Origin of the sequence: Streptomyces sp. NPDC001796, assembly GCF_042892355.1 — a bacterium.
In the GTDB taxonomy this organism is placed as follows: Bacteria; Actinomycetota; Actinomycetes; order Streptomycetales; family Streptomycetaceae; genus Streptomyces.
The window spans coordinates 331,342-349,819 of record NZ_JBIAUC010000008.1 but is presented as its reverse complement, the minus strand read 5'-3'; the positions used below and the strand labels follow the sequence as shown (position 1 = coordinate 349,819).

Here is an 18,478-nt window from a genome sequence, read left to right as displayed (position 1 = left end):
GTGTTGACACGCTTCCCGAGTGTTGGCCATGGCTTTCCCCGTCGATCTCCGCCGCTGCCAGGCGCTCGGTCTGGCCGGTACCGCCTTTCTCGCACTGGGCGGTGAGACCGCCGGGGCCCTGCCGGTCGAGGATCTGGTCTCCCCGGAGTCCGGGCGGGCCGCGCTCGGGCTGGTGGGGGTGTACTTCGGTGTCGTCCTGCTGATCGCAGCCTGGGCACTGCTCGGCCGGGTGATCCGCGGCCCCGAACCGCCGACGCCGCGGGCCCTGCTGCTCGTCCTCGCCACCTGGGCGGCGCCGCTGCTGCTCGCCCCGCCGCTGTTCAGCCGGGACGTCTACAGCTATCTCGCCCAGGGCGCCATGGTCCACGCCCATCTCGACGTCTACGCCTACGGGCCCGCCCAGCTCGGCGGTCCGCTGGCGGACGAGGTGGCTCCGGTGTGGCGGGACACCGCGGCCCCCTACGGTCCGGTCTTCCTCGTCCTCGCCTCCGCGCTGTCCGGACTGACCCGAGGCGAACTGCCGGCCGGGCTGCTCGGCATGCGGCTGGTCGCCCTGCTCGGCGTGGCCCTGATGGCGTTCGCGCTGCCACGGCTCGCCAGGCACTGCGGCGCCGACCCGGCCGCCGCGCTGTGGCTCGGCGCCCTCAACCCCCTCGTCCTGCTGCACCTGGTCGCCGGCGCCCACAACGACGCCATCATGCTCGGCCTGCTCGGCATGGGCCTGCTCGCCGCCCGCGGCCGGCTGCACGTCCTCGGCGTCGTCCTGGTCACGCTCGCCGCCCTGGTCAAGGCCCCCGCCGCGCTCGGCCTGCTCGCCGTGATCGCGCTGCGCCGGCACGTCGGCGTCCTCCGGGCGACGGTGACGACCACGGTGGCCGCGCTCGCCACCACCGCCGCGGCCACCGCCGTCGCCGGCACCGGGTACGGCTGGATAGCGGCCCTGAAGACACCCGTCTCCCCGCACAACTGGTCACCCACCAGCATCCTCGGCCGGGTCACGGGCCGTCTGCTCGACGGTCTCGGCAGCGACCTCGCGCCCCTGGCGGAACCGGCCTGGCACGCGGTCGGCGTCGCCGCCACCGCCATCACCGTGCTGGTCATCTGGGTGAAGCTGCGGCCCGCCCCGGTCTACGCGCTCGGCCTGAGCCTCGCCGTCGTCGCCGTCCTCGGCCCGGCCATCCGCCCCTGGTACGCCCTGTGGGGACTGTTCCTCATCGCCGCCGCGGCCCCCAGCACATCGGTACGCCACCGGGTGGCCGCGGCCACCGCCGTCCTCGCGCTCGCCGTGCTGCCGAGCGGCGGCCCGCCCGACCTCGCCCAGGTGGTGCTGGCCGTCTCCGGCGGCATGCTGGCCGTGGTCGTGCTGTGGCAGGCGCACCAGACGGCCCAGGCACCCGTACTGGGACGGACCGCGTGAGACCGCCGCGCACCGAGAAGGGACGGCTCGCCCTCGTCGTCGGCCTCGCCGCCGCCGTGACCGTCTTCACCGCCACCGTGCCGCTGCTGCGCGGCTGGTTCGACCTGCGCGTCTACTACGGGGCCGTGGACGCCTGGACGCACCACGGCGGGCACCTCTACGACTACCGGGTGCCGGGCACGACGTACGGCTTCACCTATCCGCCGTTCGCCGCGCTGTGCATGCTGCCGATGGCGTTCGTCGGCCTGCACACGGCGATCGCGTTCGCCCTGCTGTTCAACCTGGCGGCCATCGCCGCCGTGGTGTGGATCCTCGTCGGCCGGGAGGTGGGCCGCCACGGCTGGTTCGGCTGGGGCCTGGCCGCCTGCGCGCTGGCCCTGTTCGAACCCGTCCGGGACACCTTCAGCTTCGGGCAGGTCAACCTCCTGCTGCTGGCACTGGTGCTCGCCGATGCCTGGCTGCTGTCCACCGGGCGCGGGCGCTGGGCGGGGGCCGGTATCGGACTCGCGGCGGCCGTCAAGCTCACCCCGGTGGTGTTCATCGCCCTGCTGCTGCTCGCCCGCAGATGGCGGGCCGCCGCCGTCGCCACCGCCGTCGCCGGGGCCGCCACCCTGCTCGCGGCGTGGGCGGCGCCGGACGCCTCCCGCTTCTACTGGACCAGCGCCGTCTGGGACACCACTCGCGTCGGCCGCCTCGACTACGTCTCCAACCAGTCCCTGCAGGGCGTCCTCGCCCGGCTCGCGGCACCGGACGATCCGAGCCGGGCCGCCTGGGCGCTGGCCGTCGTCCTGGTCCTCGCGGTGTGGGCGTGGCGCACGCACCGGGCGCTGGACGCCGGGGACTGGCCGGCCGCCTTCGCCCTCACCGGGCTCATCGCCTGCCTGGTGTCCCCGATCACCTGGGTGCACCATCTGGTGTGGCTGCTCCCGTCGTTCGCGGTGCTGGTGCACGCACGCCGGCCACGGACCGCGGCCGCGCTGTACGCGGTGCTGTGCACCAGCGTGGTGTGGCTGTGGTTCGACGACGCGTCCGGGATCGACGGCTTCCTCGGCAGCAACACCTACACCTGGATCACCCTCGGCCTGCTGCTCGGGCTGCCGGTCGGTCAGTCCCGCTTCGGCCGTCTCCCCAGCAGCCGCAGCGCCAGCGCGACCGCCGCGCCCGTCCCCAGACCGACGGCGCCCGCCAGCGTGCCCGCCTCCGGCCAGGCGGACGGGGCGTCCTCCTCGCTGCGGGGGGTCGTCGTCGGCAGCGCGGTGGGACCGGAGCCCGCCACGCCCGACCCCTCGGGCAGCAGCGAGCCGACCGGCGCCACCCGCCCGGCGGCGTCGAAGCCCCAGTCGAGCAGCGAGCGAGCCTCCTCGTAGACCGTGAGCCCGCCGCCCTCCTGAGGATTCATCACCGTCACCACAAGGGTGCGCCCGCCGTGGCGGGCCGCGGCCACGAGGGTGTTGCCCGCGTGGCTGGTGTAGCCGTTCTTGATGCCGATCAGCCCCGGGTAGCGCTCGACACCGTCGGCGCCGGTCAGCAGCCGGTTGGTGTTGCGGATCCCGTACGAGCCGCCGTCGCCGGGGAACGTCGACTCCGCCAGGGAGCAGTACCGGGCGAAGTCCGGATTGTGCAGCCCGGCCCTCCCGAACACCGCGAGGTCGTACGCCGACGACACCTGACCGGGGGCGTCGTAGCCGTCCGGCGAGACCACCTGGGTGTCGAAGGCGCCCAGTTGCCGCGCCTTGGCCTGCATCCGGCGGACCGTGGTCTGCACGCCGCCGTTGAGCGCGGCCAGTACATGCACCGCGTCGTTGCCCGAGTGCAGGAAGACCCCCTTCCACAGGTCGCTCACCCGGTAGGTGAGCCCCTCTTTGACGCCGACGAGGCTGCTGCCGGGCCCGATGTCCGCCAGCTCCCGTTCGGTGACGGTGTGCCGGGTGCCGGCGGGCAGCGCCGGCAGCACGGTGAGCGCGAAGAGCGTCTTGAGGGTGCTCGCGGGCGGCAACGGACGGTGCGCGTCGTGCGCGGCGAGCACGTCACCGGTGTCGGCGTCGGCCACCAGCCACGACAGCGCCGACACAGAGGGGACCTCGGGGGCTCCCGCGCGTGGCCGCACTTGAGTGCCGGGCCCGTACAGGAGCGGCGACTGCGACGCGGCGGGCCCGGGAGCGCCGGCGCCGGTGCCCGTCAGAGCGGCGGCGGGCAGCGGCGCGAGGGCCGACATGCCGACCGCGCCCAGAACGCAGCAGGAGAGGAGGGCGCGAGAGGAGAATCCGATGCTCATACCGGACACCGTAGGAACGGTGAGCGCGCGTCCGCCCGGTCGGCGTGCGCCGAGTGGGCGCATCATGCACCCGGATGCCTGACTCCGGGACGTGTCCGGGCGTCCGGATCAGCCGACCGGCAGCGTGGGCTGGACCTGGCGCAGGAACGCCGCGTTGTCGGGCGTCGCCCGCAACCGCTCCAGCAGGGTCTCCACGGCGGGCTGCCCCTGTGACTGCAGGGCTCGCCGCAGTCCTCGTACGGGCGCCAACTCGCCTGGAGAGAGCAGGAGTTCCTCGCGCCGGGTGCCGGACGCGGCGATGTCGACGGCCGGGTGGGTGCGACGGGCGGCCAGGGCGCGGTCCAGGCGCAGCTCCATGTTGCCGGTGCTCTTCAGCTCCTCGAAGAAGAACTCGTCGGCCCGGGAGCCGGTCTCGACCAGGGCGGTGGCCAGGATGGTGAGGGAGCCGCCCTCCTCGGCCAGCCGGGCAGCGCCGAAGAAGCGCTTCGGGCCGTGCAGAGCGGACGCGTCGACGCCGCCGCTGAGGGTGCGGCCACCGGAGGAGGCCGCGTTGTTGTGGGCCCGGCACAGCCGGGTCAGCGAGTCCAGCAGGACGACGACGTCCTGGCCCTGCTCGACCAGTCGCTTGGCGCGCTCGACGACCAGGTCGGCGAGCGCGATGTGCTGCTTCGGCGTGCGGTCGAACGTGGAGGCGTACACCTCTCCGCGCACCGAGCGCCGCATGTCGGTGACTTCCTCGGGCCGCTCGTCGAGCAGCACGACCATCAGGTGGCACTCGGGGTGGTTGCCGGCGACGGCCGCGGCGATCTGCTGGAGCAGCACGGTCTTGCCGGTCTTGGGCGGGGCCACGATCAGCCCGCGCTGGCCCTTGCCGACGGGTGAGAGAAGGTCCATCACGCGTCCGCCCAGGCCCGACGCCGGGTGCTCGAGCCGCAGCCGCTCACGCGGGTGCAGCGGGGTGAGGTCGCGGAAGTGCGGACGGCCGCGCAGTTCCTCCGGGGGCCGGCCGTTGACCAGCTCGACCTCGGTGAGGGAGCGTCCGGTACGGGCGCCGGCGAGGCTGTCGCCCTTGCGCAGCCCGTGACGGCGGATCAGGGCGGGCGACACGGGGAGGTCGGCGGGCGAGGCGAGGCAGCTCTCGGCCCGCAGATGCCCCTTCCCGGCGGCGTCGATGTCCAGGACTCCGGTGATGGTCTGAGACGTTCGCTCCTGCTGGATCGGATGGTGTTCGAGCGTGGTGGTCATGGAAGGCCTTTCAGGAACGGAAGGAAGGAGGGAAGGAGGGAAGGAGGGGAGAGGGGCCGGGAGGCGGCAGGATCACGCCTCGCCACGGCGAGGAACGGCACCCCGGGTACGGGCGTACAACGCACTGCCTGACAAGGTGGTGTCGGAAAGCCGGTGCGCCGGTCGGCAACGACGGGCGGAACGGCGAACGGGGAGAAACAGGCACCGGCGCCCCGGACGGGGCGTACACAAGTGCTCACCGCACTGTAGCACTCGGCGGTTCTGCCGGGGAGAACACGGACAGAACGCGGTCTGTTCCCCGTTCAGCGGTCTGTTCCGCGCTCAGGTGACATCCGTGTCGTCCTGCGGAAAGCCGTACCGCCCGAGCAGCCGGACGAAGCAGGCGGCGGTCACGATCCGCCACTGCCGCAGCCCGGACGTGGTGCGCACGAAGCACACCACCTGTTCGTGCCCGCCCGGCCCGACCGGCTGCACGAGACGGCCCGACGGCCGTAGCTGCGCGACCAGCGGCTCGGGCACCTCCGGGAACGCGGCCGAGACGATCACCGCGTCGTAGGGGGCGCGGTCCGGCACACCGCCGCTGCCGTCACCGACCCGCAACTCCACGTTCCGCACGCCCTGCCCGGCCAGATTGCCGCGCGCCTGCCGGGCGATGTCCGGCCGCATCTCCACGCTGACCACGTCGCCGGCCAGCCGGGCGAGCAGCGCGGTCTGGAAGCCGAGCCCGGTGCCGACCTCGAGGACGTGCTCGCTTCCGCTCAGCTCAAGGCTCTCGATCATCACGGCGGACAGCGACGGCTGCGTGGTGACCTGCCCCTGCCCGATCGGAACCGGTGTGTCCCGATAGGCGGCGGCCGCCTGAGCGGCGGGGACGAACCGGGCCCGCGGCGTCGTCCGCACGGCCTCCAGCAGTCGCTCGTCCCTGATCCCGGCGGCTCTCAGAGCCCGCACGAGATCTTCGGGACTGCTGGGTACGGAGTGCACGGGTGGCTCACCTCGCCCTCACCGCCAGCGTAGGCGGAACCCATGGGCGCCGTGGAGACCAGGCGTAAGCTGATGCGGATGTTCTCCCCGCACGGTCCCACCCTCCGCGAGCTGACCGTCCAGGCGCTGTCGTCGGTCCAGCGCGGCTATGACCTGCTCGCGCCCAAGTTCGACCACACCCCCTTCCGGACTCCGGGCGCCGTCCTGGACGCCGTCGAAGGGGAGCTGAAGGGGATGGGGCCCTTCGCGCACGGGCTCGACCTGTGCTGCGGTACGGGCGCGGGGACGGAGGTGCTGCGCACGGTCTGCCGTGAGAGGGTCACCGGCGTCGACTTCAGCGCGGGCATGCTGGCCGTCGCACGGGCACGCACACGGGCACGGTCCGACGGGCCGCCGCACGTCGCGTGGGTGCGCGGTGACGCCCGTGCCCTGCCGTTCGGCCCCGTCTTCGACCTGGTGGTGAGCTTCGGCGCGTTCGGCCACTTCCTGCCGCGCGAACTGCCCGGCCTGTTCGCCGAGGTGCACTCCGTGCTGCGGCCGAGCGGACGGTTCGTGTTCCCCGTCGGCGCCCCGCCGTCCCCGGCCTCGCCCTGGTACTGGGCGCTGCTCGGCTTCGACACCGCGATGCGGGTGCGCAACGCCCTGTGGCGGCCGCCGTTCGTCATGTACTACCGGACGTTCCGCTTCGGTGACGTCCGGCGCGAGTTGACCCGCGCCGGATTCACCGTGGAGCACCGGGTGCTGACGGACTTCGGCCACCGGCCCGACGGCAGCCCGCGCTGCCGGCTGATCGTGGCCACCCGGACCTGACCGGACAGGCGCGGGCTTCGCCCGGATCTCTCCGGCGCCCGGATCTCTCCGGCGTCAGAAACGCGCCGGCAGCCAGCGCAGCTTGACCCCCTGCTGGTGGGCGCCGCCGCCCTCGTGGTCGTTGAAGTCGTACACCTCGATCGTCTTCTCCTCGTGCGCCCACGCGTTGAACGCGGCGAACACCGTCGACGGCGGACACGTCTGGTCCTCCAGCGCCGCCGAGAACAGCGCGGGCGCCCGGCCGCGCGCGGCGAAGTGCACGCCGTCGAAGTACGACAGCGTCCGCATCACCTGCTCGGTACGGCCGCGGTGCGTCTTGAGGTAGCCGCCGATCTCGCGGTACGGGTGGCGGTCCGTGAGCGTCGTCGCGCGCGGGAAGTCGCACAGGAACGGCACGTCAGGCGCGACGGCCACCAGGTCCGGTACGAGACCGCCGACCGCGATCGTGATACCGCCGCCCTGGCTGCCGCCGACGGCCGCGGTACGGGAGGCGTCGGTCAGCGGATGCGCGCGGGCCGCCTCCACGGCGCGCACGCCATCCGTGAACACCCGCCGGTAGTAGTAGCTTTCCGGGTCCTCGATCCCACGCGTCATGAACCCGGGGAAGGACGGCGCGCTGCCCACCGGGTCCGGCGTCTCACCGCCGCCCCACCCGCTGCCCTGGCCCCGCGTGTCCATCACGAAGTGCGCGAAACCCGCCGACGCCCACAGGAGATGCTCGTGCGGCAGGGCGCGCCCGCCGCCGTAACCGACGAACTCCACGACCGTCGGCAGCGGGCCCTCGACGGAGACCGGCACGGTCAGCCAGCCCTTCACCGGGTGGCCGCCGAACCCGGCGAACGTCACGTCGTGGACCTGGACCGTCCTCAGTCCCGTCTCGACGGGCTCGAAACGGGCGTCCAGGTCGTGCTCGCGGGCCTCCTGGAGCGTCTTCGTCCAGAACGCGTCGAAGTCCGCGGGCTCGACGGACGCACTGCGGTACTCGCGGAGTTCGTCCAGCGGCAGGTCGAACAGCGCCATGAAGGACCACCTTTGACGTCGGGTGATCGCACCGTACGGTGGCCGTCAGGGACCCGCCAGACCTTCATTTGCCTCCTTGTGAGCGCGGTCAGGCCGTCCGCCGACCCCACTCGGGCCCGGTGCGGGCCCACTCGGCCTCCCACTCCGCCATGCGGTGCCGCTCGGCGACCCGCCTGGTCACGGCGCGGGCCAGCAGTACCGTCCCGGCCATGCCGCCCGCCGCCCACACACCGGCGGTCAGGGCGTGCTGCCACACCGCGCCGTCACTCGGTGGCGGGGCGACCCCGCGATCCCTGGAGTCCAGCCACACCGGGACCCGGTCGCCGCTGCGCGAACCCGCCGGGACCTCGGCGATCGTGGTCAGCGTGCCCTGGCCCGGCTCGTTCCAGCGCACCTTCGCCGGGTAGAGGGGCTGTTTCCCGCCCTGAGTCGCGGGCGCGGCGGCCGGGGCGTTCTCGGCGAGGACCGCGGTCACCTGGTGGCGTTCGGCCTGCTGGGCGACCTGCGTGGCGTGCCCCTGCTGGTACGCCCGCCAGCCCACGGCCGCGCCGACGAGCGGCGCCCCGACGAACAGCAGCACGGCGACGACCAGCGCCGTCCACGCCTCGACGACATCGCAACGGCGGCGCAGCGGATTGCGCTTCCAGCGCCAGCCGCGCACCCGGGTTCGCATCTCGACCTCCTTGCCGCCATGCCCCCGCCGACGGGTCGCTGCGCGGCGGGCGTCGCCACTCGGCGCATGGCCCGGGGTGCCTTCCGTGGCCCGGGGCGGACCGTCCCCGACGGAACGTGTGACACGAAGCGGCTTGTGAAGCGGCTTTTATGCCCATTCTCCCTCTCGGGCGAAGTTCCCGGACCTGTGGCCGCGAAACCCCCCGCCACCGCGGCGACACCCCGCTCCGGTTCGCCGGGACGCCCGCCGGAGCCGGTCGTTGCAGGCGTATGAACTCTCCCGGCGCCCGGGAATAGACGCCCCTGTGATCTTCCTTGCGCTGTAGTGGCCGGGACCGGTGGCTCCTGCGACGGGTGGTCCGGCGACAGCGAAGGAGAGTGAGGCAGGACATGCCCAAGGCGTACGCATACACCCGCTACGGCGGCCCCGAGACGGAGACGTTCATCGACGCGGACCGGCCGAGCCCCGGCCCCGGACAGCTCCTCGTCGCGGTGCGCGCGGCGGGCGTCAACCCCGTCGACTGGAAGCTGCGCTCGGGCTTGAGGAGGCCCGGCGACAGCGGCACGCCCGAGTTCCCGGTCGTGTTCGGCAACGAGGCCGCCGGCATCGTCGAGGAGATCGGGGAGGGTGTGACCGGTTTCGCCGTCGGGGACGCGGTCTTCGGCAACACCGCGGCCGGCGGATACGCCGAATACGCGCTGCTGCCCGCGACGGTGACCGCGCACGTGCCGGGCGGCCTTGCCCTCACGGACGCGGCGGTCCTGCCGGTCGCCGCGGCCACCGCCTACGACGGCATCCGGCAGCTCGGCCTGCCCGCCGGTGCGACCCTGCTGGTCACCGGCGCCGGCGGGGGAGTCGGCGTCGCGGCCGTGCAGATAGCCCGCGCCTTCGGCCTGCGCGTCGTCGGTACCGCGAGCGAGGGCAAGAAGGACTTCGTCGAGCAGCTCGGCGCCGTCCACGTCCCCTCGGGCACGGATCTCGCCGCGCGGGTGCGGGCGGCCGCACCGGACGGCGTCGACGGCGTCTACGACCTGGTCGGCGGCGACGTGCTGGAGGAGACCGCGACCCTGCTGACCGACCGTTCCAAGCTGATCACCGCAGGGGCGGCCCAGCAGGACGTCGAGCGGCTGGGCGGCGCCCGGGTGGAGCGCGCCCGCACCGCCGCGGTGCTCGACGAGGTGGCACGGCTGGTGCTGGCCGGCGACCTGAACCCGTATGTCACACGGACCTTCCCGCTCGAAGCGGCCGGGGAGGCCCTGCGCCTGGTGGAGGACGGGCACGCCCGCGGCAAGGTCGTGATCCAGGTCGCCGCATGAGCGACCACGTGCTCGACAATCCGGCGCTGGCCTCGCTGACCGGTCCGCACGCCCACTTCGCGGAGCGCCGGGGCCGCATCCTGCGCTACCCCGTCGACGTGTCGCCGTGGGTGGGTATGCCGGACGATCCGGACGCCGACGACTGGACCGACCTCGCGGCGCTGGCGGGTCCCGGTGCGGAGGCCCCGCTCCCCGGCTTCCGCGGGGAGGTCCCGGACGGCTGGGAGATCACTTTCGCGCTCGACGGCGTGCAGCTCGTCGACGACGGGATCGCCGCCGCGCCCGACCCGGAGGCCGTACGGCTCACTGCGGCGGACGTACCCGAGATGCTGGACCTGGTGGCGCGCACGCGGCCCGGCCCGTTCCTGCCGCGCACCATCGAACTGGGCACCTACCTGGGCATCCGCCGCGACGGAGCCCTGGTCGCCATGGCGGGCGAACGGCTGCACCCGCCCGGCTGGACCGAGATCAGCGCCGTGTGCACCGATCCGGCGTTCCGCGGGCAGGGCCTGGCCACCCGGCTGGTCCTGGCGGTCGCGCACGGCATCCGCGAGCGTGGCGAGACCCCGTTCCTGCACACCGGCGCGGGCAACACGGGCGCCATCCGCCTCTACGAGTCCCTGGGCTTCCGCCTGCGCCGCACGACGAGGTTCGTGTCGGCGCGGGTCCCCGAGCGGCTGGGGGACGAGCAGGTGGTGGGGATCTGACGGCGGGGCCCACGGGGTTCGCCGCGGGCGGGCCCCTTCCCGTCGCCCGCCGTCAGCCGGCGGCCGGGGCGGGCGGCCCGACCGGTGTGGTGGCGGCCGCCGCGTTGTAGCGCAGCAGGTAGGCCGCGAAGCGTTCCAGGTCCCGCTCCGGCCAGCCCGCGAGCCGCTCCCGGAACGCCTCCCGGCGGCTCTCCGTGACCTGGGCGAGGATCCGCGTGCCCGCCTGGGTCAGCTGCAGCACCTGGACCCGGTGGTCGTCCGGATCCTGCCGCCGCTCGATCAGCCCGGCCCGCTCCAGCGCGGCCACCTGCCGGCTCACCGTGGACTTGTCCAGGGCGTAGTGCGCGGCCAGGTCGGTCGCCCGGCAGCCGCCGCTCTCCTCCAGGTGCCCGAGCAGCGTGTACGAGACCAGGGACAGCTCCGGGTGCATACGGCCGGCCGAGGCCCGGGCGCGCCGGGCGAACACCGTCATCTCGCGCTGAATGGTCTCGACGGCGGCTTCCGCCGCGGACGCGGCGGTGACGCGCTCTGTGTGCACGGGACCTCCCTCGTCGCTCAGTTGTAGAGTACAACTCGGGTCGGCGCGGACGTCTCCGCGAGGACGTCTCCGAGGTCGAAGGGGGCTTTTTGCGAACGCCCCTCCTGCTAGGGTGTCCGTCCTGGCCGCGGACCGTCCCGGCCGGTGTGGCCGAGGAGGTGAGTCCCATCACCGCTGTGTCGGCTCGGGTGCTCTCCCACCTCAGGACGGCGCGGACCACCGCCGCCGGCTGACCGCGAGTGCGCCCTTCGGTCCACCGGAAGGCTTTCCCGGCTCCATGCCATCACTGTCACGTTCCCACGTCGTCTCCGCGCTGCGTTCCGCCGGCTGTGTCTTCGCCGAGGACGAGGCGGAGTTGATCCTGTCCACCGCCCGCACTCGCGACGAGGCCGCCCGTATGGTCGACCGGCGCGTCGCCGGGCTTCCCCTGGAACACGTCCTGGGCTGGGCCGAGTTCCACGGCCTGCGCATCGCGATGGAGCCGGGCGTCTTCGTGCCCCGCCGCCGCACCGAGTTCCTCGTCGAACAGGCCCTCGCCGTCTCTCGCGGCGCCCGTCTCGTCGTCGACCTGTGCTGTGGCTCGGGCGCGGTCGGCGCGGCGCTGGCGGCCGGGCTGGACGGGCCCGAACTCCACGCCGCCGACATCGACCCGGCCGCAGTGCGCTGCGCCCGCCGCAACGTCGCCGCGTACGGCGGCCGGGTCCACGAGGGCGACCTGTTCGCCGCCCTCCCCGACGAACTGCGCGGCCGTGTCGACGTCCTGACCGCCAACGTCCCCTACGTCCCCACGGGCGAGGTCGCACTGCTGCCGTCGGAGGCCCGCGACCACGAGCCGCTGACCGCTCTGGACGGCGGCTTTGACGGCCTGGAGGTGCTGCGCCGGGTCACTGCGCAGGCGTCCGTGTGGCTGGCACCCGGCGGCAGTCTGCTCGTCGAGACGAGCGAACGCCAAGTCCCCTCCGCGATCGAGGCGTTCACCCACGGCGGCCTCGACGTCCGGCTCGCCGTCTCGGAGGAGCTGTACGCCAACGTGCTGATCGGCACCAGGCGCTAACGACTCACCTCGGGTGAGCGCAGGAAGTCCCCGACGATCGCGTTGAAGGCATCGGGCCGCTCCATGTTGGGGTAGTGCCCGGTGCCCTCCACGACCGTGGCCCGGCCGTGCGCGACGGTGCGGACCAGACGCTCGGCCATGCCGATGTGATCGGGCGAGTCGACGCCGCCGTTGACGGCCAGCACGGGTACCTCGATCTTCGCGGCGCGGGCCCAGGTGTCGGTGACGCGCACCGAGTGGTCCGGCTCGTCGCCGGTGTGCTTGGTGATCGTCGCCCGGGCCATCTCCCGCACCCGCCGGTCGACTTCGGGGTCGACGTCCTCGGCCGTGCGCTGCGGGCCGTAGGTGAACCGTGCGAGCGCGTCCACGAAGGCGTCGATGTCACCGGCGCCGAGCGCATGCCAGTACGTGGAGATGGCGGCCTGCGTCCACGGGTCCTGGAAATCGGGCTCACTCGTGCCGACGCCGCTGACGACGAGGGCGCGGACGAGGTCCGGGTGCTCCAGAGCGGTGTCCACGGCGATCGCTCCGCCCATCGACAGCCCGACCAGGGTCGCGGGACCGGTGCCGAGGTGGCGCAGCAGCGCGGCGAGGTCGTCGGTGTGGCGGAACGGCCGGGTCGCGTTCGAGGACGCCCCGTGGCCGCGCGCGTCCGGGGCGATCACCCGGTGGGTCTGAGCGAACACCGGGATCTGGTCGTCCCACATCCGGTGGTCGAGGAAGCCGCCGTGCAGCAGCACCAGTGGTGCCCCCGCCCCCACGTCGCGGTACGCCAGCCGGCCGTCACCGGTCTCGAACGTCCTCAGCGTCTCCATCGTCTCCGTCATGACAACCAAGGTGTCAATTTTCCGAGAGGTTGACAACCCAGGTGTCATAATTCCCGGTGTGACCGATCAGAACGCTCCACTGGCCCCGGATGCCCTCGCCCCCCGTCTCATGGAGGTCTTCTCCCTGGTGGGCCCGCTGTACCGGCGGGTGCAGCGCAAGGTCGAACAGGCGGAAGCGATCGAGGGCGTCTCCGTCGGCGTACGCGCTGTGCTCTCCCTGCTCTGCGGCCACGGGCCCATGACCGTCCCGCAGATGGGGCGCGCGCAGGCGCTCAGCAGGCAGTTCGTGCAGCGGATGGTCAACGAGGCGGCGGCGCGTGGGCTGGTCGAGAGCATCCCGAACCCTGCCCACAAGCGCTCCTCGCTGTTCCGGCTCACCGACGAGGGGCAGGCGCTGATCGACGCCGTCACCGCCCGCGAGTACACCCTGCTGCGGCAGGTGCGCGGCGACCTGACCGAGGCGGATCTGCGGGCGTGTCTGCGCGTGCTGACCCGGATGCTCGACCTCTTCGACGACGTCGACGTGGACTGACGGCTGACTGAGGACTGCCTAGGGCTGCCGCCCGAACTGCCCTCGCGGGTTTGTGCAACTAGTTGCACAAACCTGTCGCCGTCGTCTACAACAGACGCACGACACGCCGCACGGAGGGCCGCCATGAGCCGCTACCCGCACTTGCTGACCCCGCTCGACCTGGGCTTCACCACGCTGCCCAACCGCGTGCTCATGGGCTCGATGCACGTGGGCCTGGAGGAGGCCGAGCACGGCTTCGAGCGCATGGGCGCGTTCTACGCGGAGCGGGCGCGCGGGGGAGTGGGGCTCATCGTCACCGGCGGTATCGCCCCCAACGAGGCCGGACGCCCGTACGAGAGCGGCGCCAAGCTCACCACCGAGGCGGAGGCCGATCAGCACCGCGTCATCACCGACGCCGTGCACCGCGAGGGCGGGCGGATCGCCATGCAGATCCTCCACTTCGGCCGCTACGCCTACCACCAGGACCTCGTCGCGCCCAGTGCCCTCCAGGCGCCGATCAGCCCGTTCGTCCCGCACGCGCTCACCGACACCGAGGTCGAGCAGACCATCGACGACTACGCGCGCGCCGCCCGCCTGGCCCGGCAGGCCGGGTACGACGGCGTCGAGATCATGGGCTCCGAGGGCTACCTCATCAACGAGTTCATCGCCGCGGGCACCAACCGGCGCACCGACCGCTGGGGCGGCTCCTACGAGAACCGGATGCGCTTCCCGGTCGAGATCGTGCGCCGCGTGCGAGAGGCGGTCGGTGAGGACTTCATCGTCGTCTACCGGCTCTCCATGCTGGACCTCGTCCCCGGCGGCTCGTCCCTGGAGGAGGTCGTCACCCTCGCCAAGGCGGTGGAGACCGCCGGAGCCACGATCATCAACACCGGCATCGGCTGGCACGAGGCCCGTATCCCCACCATCGCCACCTCCGTGCCGCGCGGCGCGTACGCCTGGGTGACCAAGAAGGTCATGGGCGCCGTCTCGGTGCCGCTGGTGACGACCAACCGCATCAACACCCCCGAACTCGCCGAGCAGTTGATCGCCGAGGGGTACGCCGACATGGTGTCCCTGGCCCGTCCGATGCTCGCCGACCCCGACTTCGTCGCCAAGGCGGTGGCCGGGCGGCCCGAGACCATCAACACCTGCATCGGCTGCAACCAGGCCTGTCTCGACCACACCTTCAGCGGGCAGATCACCTCCTGCCTGGTCAACCCGCGCGCCTGCCACGAGACCGAACTCGTCCTCTCCCCGACCCGGCTGCGCAAGCGCGTCGCCGTCGTCGGCGCCGGTCCCGCCGGACTCGCCTGTGCCGTCTCCGCCGCCGAACGCGGTCACGACGTCACGCTGTACGAGGCGGCGGGTGAGATCGGCGGCCAGCTCAACGTGGCCCGCAAGGTGCCGGGCAAGCAGGAGTTCGACGAGACCCTGCGCTACTTCCGCACCCAGCTCGACCTGCGCGGCGTGGACGTCCGGCTGAACACCCCTGTCGCCGCCGGTGACCTGTCCGGATACGACGAGATCGTCGTGGCGACCGGTGTCACCCCCCGTACCCCCGACATCCCCGGCGTCGATCACCCCCGCGTCCTCGGCTACCTCGACGTGCTGCGGGACGGCGCGCCCGTCGGTGACCGCGTGGCGATCCTCGGCGCGGGCGGCATCGGGTTCGACGTCGCCGAGTACCTCACCGACGGCGGCGACAAGGCGAGCGAGGACCCGGCGACGTACTTCCGCCACTGGGGCGTCGACATGGACTACCGTGCCCCCGGTGGCCTCGCCGTCCCCGAGCGGCCCGCCCCGCCGCGCACCGTCCACCTCCTCCAGCGCAAGACCTCCAAGGTCGGCGCCGGGCTCGGAAAGACCACCGGCTGGATCCACCGCACCGAGCTGAAGCACCGGGGCGTGACCATGGTGCCGGGCGTCGGCTACGACCGGATCGACGACGCCGGGCTGCACATCACCGTGGACGGGGAGAGCCGCGTCCTGGAGGTCGACACGATCGTCCTGTGCACCGGGCAGGAGCCGCGCCGGGACCTGTACGAGGAGCTTCTCGCCGCGGGTCGCACCCCGCACCTCATCGGCGGTGCCGACGTGGCGGCCGAGCTGGATGCCAAGCGCGCGATCAAGCAGGGCACGGAGCTGGCCGCGGCGCTGTAGGAGCCGGAGCCGTCCCTAGGATGAGGCCATGTCCCTCCCGCACGCGATCCTGACCGCCCTGCTGGAGAAGCCGTCGTCGGGGCTCGAGCTGACCCGTCGGTTCGACCGGTCGATCGGCTACTTCTGGTCGGCCACCCACCAGCAGATCTACCGGGAGCTGGGACGCCTCGAGAGCGACGGCCTGATCCGCGCCCTGCCCGCCGAACAGCCGGCCCGCGGGCAGAAGAAGTCGTACGAGGTCCTGCCGGCCGGCCGCGCCGAGCTCGCCCGCTGGACGGCCGCCTCTCAGGACCCCAAGCCCCACCGGGACGTGCTGCTGCTGCGGCTGCGCGCCGCCGCCGTCGTCGGCACCGAGGGGATGGAGGCGGACCTGCGCCGCCATCTCGACCTGCACCGGCGCCAGTTGGCCGAGTACCGGAAGATCGAGGAGCGTGACTTCGGGCCCGGCCGTGACTCGGTGCGGGACCGCCTCCAGCACCTCGTGCTGCGGGCGGGCATCGACCTGGAGACCTTCTGGATCCAGTGGCTCACCCATGCGCTGGAGGAGTTCAAGGAGCTGCCCGCACCCGAATAGCGGATCCGCCCGCACCCGGACAGCCCAACCGGGTCCCGCGGGCGGGGCGGCGTTGGCAGGGGCGCGCCCGGGCTACGTATGCTGGTGCCCTACGCGGCGTGAACTCGCTTGCCTTCGAGGGCAGTTCGTGCCGACGGCGCGGTCCGCTGTCGTCGCTGTCCCGCGCCGGCGAACGCGGCCGAGGGCCGGGGCCCCGTTCCACCCCGGCCCTCGGCCGCACCATCCCGACGTTTCGGGTGCCCCGTCACTCCTTCCGGTAGGAATACGCCTCCCTGGCCGCCGCCTCCACCGCCGCCAGGTCCGCGCCCGTCGACGCCGTGACCATCGCGGCGACCGCACCCTCGACGAAGGGGGCGTCGACGGCCCGGGTGTTCGGCGGCAGCTCGTCGCCCTCCGCGAGCAGCGCCTTCACGGTGAGGACCGCGCTGCCCAGGTCCATGAGCACGGCGACCCCCGCACCCCGGTCGACGGAGGCCGCCGCGGCGGACACCAGCTCGGAGCTCGTTCCGAACCCGCCGTCCGCCGTGCCGCCCGCAGCGGCGATGGGCGCGGTGGCCCCGCCGCCTGACAGCGCCTTCGCCAGCGCCGCCACCGACTCGGCGACCGCCGGGCTGTGCGAGACGAGGACGATCCCGACCAGTTTCTCCGTGCTCTCACTCACCTGAGGCCTCCACGAGCGCGGCGATCAGCAGGGCGGAGGAGGTGGCGCCGGGATCCTGATGCCCGATGCTGCGTTCACCCAGATAGCTCGCCCGGCCCTTGCGGGCCAGCAAGGGGGTCGTCGCCACGGCGCCCTCCTCGGCGGCGGCCGCCGCCGCCCGGAAGGAGGTGGCGAGCGCGTCCACCGCGGGCACCAGGGCGTCGACCATGGTCTTGTCGCCGGGCGCGGCCCCGCCGAGCGTCATCACCGCGTCCACGCCCGCCCGCACGGCGTCCGTCAGCTGTTGCTCGGACACCTCGGTGGCGTCCCCGAGGGCCTTGCCGGTTCGGCGCAGCAGCGTCCCGTACAGCGGGCCGGAGGCACCGCCGACCGTCGAGATCAGCTGACGGCCCGCGAGCTGGAGAACCGCACCGGGCGTGTCCGGCGCCTCCTTCTCCAGCGTGGCCGTGACCGCGCGGAAGCCGCGCTGCAGGTTGCTGCCGTGGTCGGCGTCGCCGATCGGCGAGTCGAGCGCGGTCAGCCGCTCGGCCTCGCGGTCGACGGACGCGGCGGCCGCCGTCATCCAACGGCGGAAGAAGTCGGCGTCGAGCACTGCATCTCCTTGCCTGATACGAACGTTGACCTCACTCGTCTGCCCCGCGAGCGGCCCGGCGGACAGGTCGCTCACAGGCCCAGCGCAACGCCGGCGTGCTCACCGGCGCGTCCCACAGTCGCAGCAGTTCCTCGTCGATCTGGCACAAGGTGACCGAGGCGCCGGCCATGTCGAGGGAGGTGACATAGTTGCCGACCAGCGTGCGTGCCACCGCGACGCCACGCTCGGACAGCACCCGCTGCACCTCCGCGTTGTAGCCGTACAGCTCCAGCAGCGGGGTGGCGCCCATGCCGTTGACCAGGACCAGCACCGGGTTGCGCGGCCGAAGGTCGTCCAGGACGGCGTTCACCGAGAACTCGGCGATCTCCCGTGCGGTCATCATCGGGCGCCGCTCACGGCCGGGCTCGCCGTGGATGCCGATGCCCAGCTCCAGCTCGCCGGGCGGCAGGTCGAAGGTGGGGGTGCCCTTGGCCGGTGTGGTGCAGGCGCTGAGGGCGACACCGAAGCTGCGGGAGTTCTCGTTGACCTGCCGTGCGATGGACTGCACCCGCTCCAGAGGCTGCCCCTCGTCGGCCGCCGCCCCCGCGATCTTCTCCACGAACAAGGTGGCACCAGTGCCGCGCCGGCCCGCCGTATAGAGGCTGTCGGTGACGGCGACGTCATCGTTCACCAGGACCTTCGCGACCTGGATGCCCTCGTCCTCGGCGAGTTCGGCCGCCATGTCGAAGTTCAGCACGTCGCCGGTGTAGTTCTTCACGATGAACAGGACCCCGGCGCCGCTGTCCACGGCGGCCGCCGCACGCAGCATCTGGTCGGGCACCGGAGAGGTGAACACCTCGCCGGGGCAGGCCGCCGACAGCATGCCGGGGCCCACGAAGCCGCCGTGCAGCGGTTCGTGGCCCGAACCGCCGCCGGAGACGAGCGCGACCTTTCCGGCGACCGGGGCGTCGCGTCGTACGATCACCCGGTTCTCCACATCGACGGTCAGCTCGGGGTGCGCGGCCGCCATGCCCCGCAGCGCGTCGGTGACCACCGTCTCCGGGACATTGATCAACATCTTCATGGGAGCCTCCTGCGTCCACTCGCTGTCGGCAGTATCGATGTTCGGGAGGCG

The 18,478-nt window shown here is 73.0% G+C and carries 18 protein-coding genes and 1 pseudogene; 9 read left to right on the top strand and 10 right to left on the bottom strand.

All coding sequences use genetic code 11. The features are described from left to right. Positions 1 to 28 precede the first annotated feature (28 nt). Positions 29 to 1,417, top strand: coding sequence for a polyprenol phosphomannose-dependent alpha 1,6 mannosyltransferase MptB (gene mptB, locus ACFYZE_RS19590; protein WP_388995244.1), 1,389 nt, complete (start codon positions 29 to 31; stop codon positions 1,415 to 1,417). Further along, positions 1,414 to 2,784, top strand: coding sequence for a glycosyltransferase 87 family protein (locus tag ACFYZE_RS19585; protein ID WP_388995241.1), 1,371 nt, complete (start codon positions 1,414 to 1,416; stop codon positions 2,782 to 2,784). Before mptB ends, ACFYZE_RS19585 begins: the two co-directional genes overlap by 4 nt. A gap of 35 nt (positions 2,785 to 2,819) precedes the next feature. Here the strand turns inward: ACFYZE_RS19585 and ACFYZE_RS19580 are convergent. The 3 genes and pseudogenes from ACFYZE_RS19580 to ACFYZE_RS19570 form a co-directional block, all read right to left on the bottom strand. Continuing rightward, positions 2,820 to 3,632, bottom strand: a pseudogene (locus ACFYZE_RS19580) (D-alanyl-D-alanine carboxypeptidase family protein); the annotation flags it as partial. Between the two features lie 168 nt (positions 3,633 to 3,800). Further along, complete coding sequence (gene rho, locus ACFYZE_RS19575) at positions 3,801 to 4,937, bottom strand: transcription termination factor Rho (RefSeq protein WP_388995238.1); 1,137 nt, start codon at positions 4,935 to 4,937, stop codon at positions 3,801 to 3,803. Between the two features lie 321 nt (positions 4,938 to 5,258). Next, a complete protein-coding gene (locus tag ACFYZE_RS19570) occupies positions 5,259 to 5,921 on the bottom strand; it encodes a protein-L-isoaspartate(D-aspartate) O-methyltransferase (RefSeq protein ID WP_388995235.1) in 663 nt (220 codons plus the stop codon). Between the two features lie 78 nt (positions 5,922 to 5,999). Between ACFYZE_RS19570 and ACFYZE_RS19565 the strand changes: the two genes are divergently transcribed. Further along, positions 6,000 to 6,731, top strand: coding sequence for a class I SAM-dependent methyltransferase (locus ACFYZE_RS19565; RefSeq protein WP_388995308.1), 732 nt, complete (start codon positions 6,000 to 6,002; stop codon positions 6,729 to 6,731). Between the two features lie 54 nt (positions 6,732 to 6,785). Here ACFYZE_RS19565 and ACFYZE_RS19560 read toward each other — a convergent pair whose 3' ends face one another. Next, positions 6,786 to 7,751: an acetylxylan esterase gene (locus ACFYZE_RS19560; RefSeq protein WP_388995233.1), complete on the bottom strand. Its 966-nt coding sequence runs from the start codon at positions 7,749 to 7,751 to the stop codon at positions 6,786 to 6,788. 88 nt (positions 7,752 to 7,839) lie between these two features. After that, positions 7,840 to 8,424: a hypothetical protein gene (locus ACFYZE_RS19555; protein WP_388995230.1), complete on the bottom strand. Its 585-nt coding sequence runs from the start codon at positions 8,422 to 8,424 to the stop codon at positions 7,840 to 7,842. Positions 8,425 to 8,813: 389 nt separating this feature from the next. Here ACFYZE_RS19555 and ACFYZE_RS19550 point away from each other — a divergent pair, with 389 nt between their 5' ends. Together ACFYZE_RS19550 and ACFYZE_RS19545 are read left to right on the top strand one after the other, a co-directional pair. Further along, on the top strand, positions 8,814 to 9,740 hold the full coding sequence (locus ACFYZE_RS19550) for an NADP-dependent oxidoreductase (RefSeq protein ID WP_388995227.1): 927 nt from the start codon (positions 8,814 to 8,816) through the stop codon (positions 9,738 to 9,740). Continuing rightward, on the top strand, positions 9,737 to 10,447 hold the full coding sequence (locus ACFYZE_RS19545; RefSeq protein ID WP_388995224.1) for a GNAT family N-acetyltransferase: 711 nt from the start codon (positions 9,737 to 9,739) through the stop codon (positions 10,445 to 10,447). Before ACFYZE_RS19550 ends, ACFYZE_RS19545 begins: the two co-directional genes overlap by 4 nt. A 52-nt stretch (positions 10,448 to 10,499) precedes the next feature. Here the strand turns inward: ACFYZE_RS19545 and ACFYZE_RS19540 are convergent, their stop codons facing one another. Continuing rightward, entirely contained in the window at positions 10,500 to 10,919 is a 420-nt protein-coding gene (locus tag ACFYZE_RS19540; RefSeq protein ID WP_388995305.1) for a MarR family winged helix-turn-helix transcriptional regulator, read from the bottom strand. Between the two features lie 343 nt (positions 10,920 to 11,262). On the opposite strand from ACFYZE_RS19540, the gene ACFYZE_RS19535 reads away from it, so the two are divergent. Further along, on the top strand, positions 11,263 to 12,039 hold the full coding sequence (locus ACFYZE_RS19535; RefSeq protein WP_388995221.1) for a putative protein N(5)-glutamine methyltransferase: 777 nt from the start codon (positions 11,263 to 11,265) through the stop codon (positions 12,037 to 12,039). Here ACFYZE_RS19535 and ACFYZE_RS19530 read toward each other — a convergent pair. After that, the gene (locus ACFYZE_RS19530; protein WP_388995218.1) at positions 12,036 to 12,866 is read right to left on the bottom strand and encodes an alpha/beta fold hydrolase; all 831 of its coding nucleotides are present in this window, start codon (positions 12,864 to 12,866) and stop codon (positions 12,036 to 12,038) included. The two genes, ACFYZE_RS19535 and ACFYZE_RS19530, sit on opposite strands and share 4 nt — an antisense overlap. A 109-nt stretch (positions 12,867 to 12,975) precedes the next feature. On the opposite strand from ACFYZE_RS19530, the gene ACFYZE_RS19525 reads away from it, so the two are divergent. The 3 genes from ACFYZE_RS19525 (at position 12,976) to ACFYZE_RS19515 (ending at position 16,111) form a co-directional block, all read left to right on the top strand. Further along, a complete protein-coding gene (locus tag ACFYZE_RS19525) occupies positions 12,976 to 13,398 on the top strand; it encodes a MarR family winged helix-turn-helix transcriptional regulator (RefSeq protein ID WP_388995302.1) in 423 nt (140 codons plus the stop codon). A gap of 123 nt (positions 13,399 to 13,521) precedes the next feature. Then, entirely contained in the window at positions 13,522 to 15,537 is a 2,016-nt protein-coding gene (locus ACFYZE_RS19520) for an FAD-dependent oxidoreductase (protein WP_388995215.1), read from the top strand. A 28-nt stretch (positions 15,538 to 15,565) separates the two neighbouring features. Further along, positions 15,566 to 16,111: a PadR family transcriptional regulator gene (locus tag ACFYZE_RS19515; RefSeq protein WP_388995212.1), complete on the top strand. Its 546-nt coding sequence runs from the start codon at positions 15,566 to 15,568 to the stop codon at positions 16,109 to 16,111. 244 nt (positions 16,112 to 16,355) lie between these two features. On the opposite strand, the gene ACFYZE_RS19510 is transcribed toward ACFYZE_RS19515, so the two are convergent. From ACFYZE_RS19510 to dhaK, 3 genes are read right to left on the bottom strand one after another with little or no spacing between them, the layout of a single operon-like run. After that, positions 16,356 to 16,772: a PTS-dependent dihydroxyacetone kinase phosphotransferase subunit DhaM gene (locus ACFYZE_RS19510; protein WP_388995209.1), complete on the bottom strand. Its 417-nt coding sequence runs from the start codon at positions 16,770 to 16,772 to the stop codon at positions 16,356 to 16,358. Continuing rightward, positions 16,765 to 17,364: a dihydroxyacetone kinase subunit DhaL gene (gene dhaL, locus ACFYZE_RS19505; protein WP_388995206.1), complete on the bottom strand. Its 600-nt coding sequence runs from the start codon at positions 17,362 to 17,364 to the stop codon at positions 16,765 to 16,767. Before dhaL ends, ACFYZE_RS19510 begins: the two co-directional genes overlap by 8 nt. Positions 17,365 to 17,395: 31 nt before the next feature. Continuing rightward, entirely contained in the window at positions 17,396 to 18,427 is a 1,032-nt protein-coding gene (dhaK, locus tag ACFYZE_RS19500) for a dihydroxyacetone kinase subunit DhaK (protein ID WP_388995203.1), read from the bottom strand. Between the last annotated feature and the right edge of the window lie 51 nt (positions 18,428 to 18,478).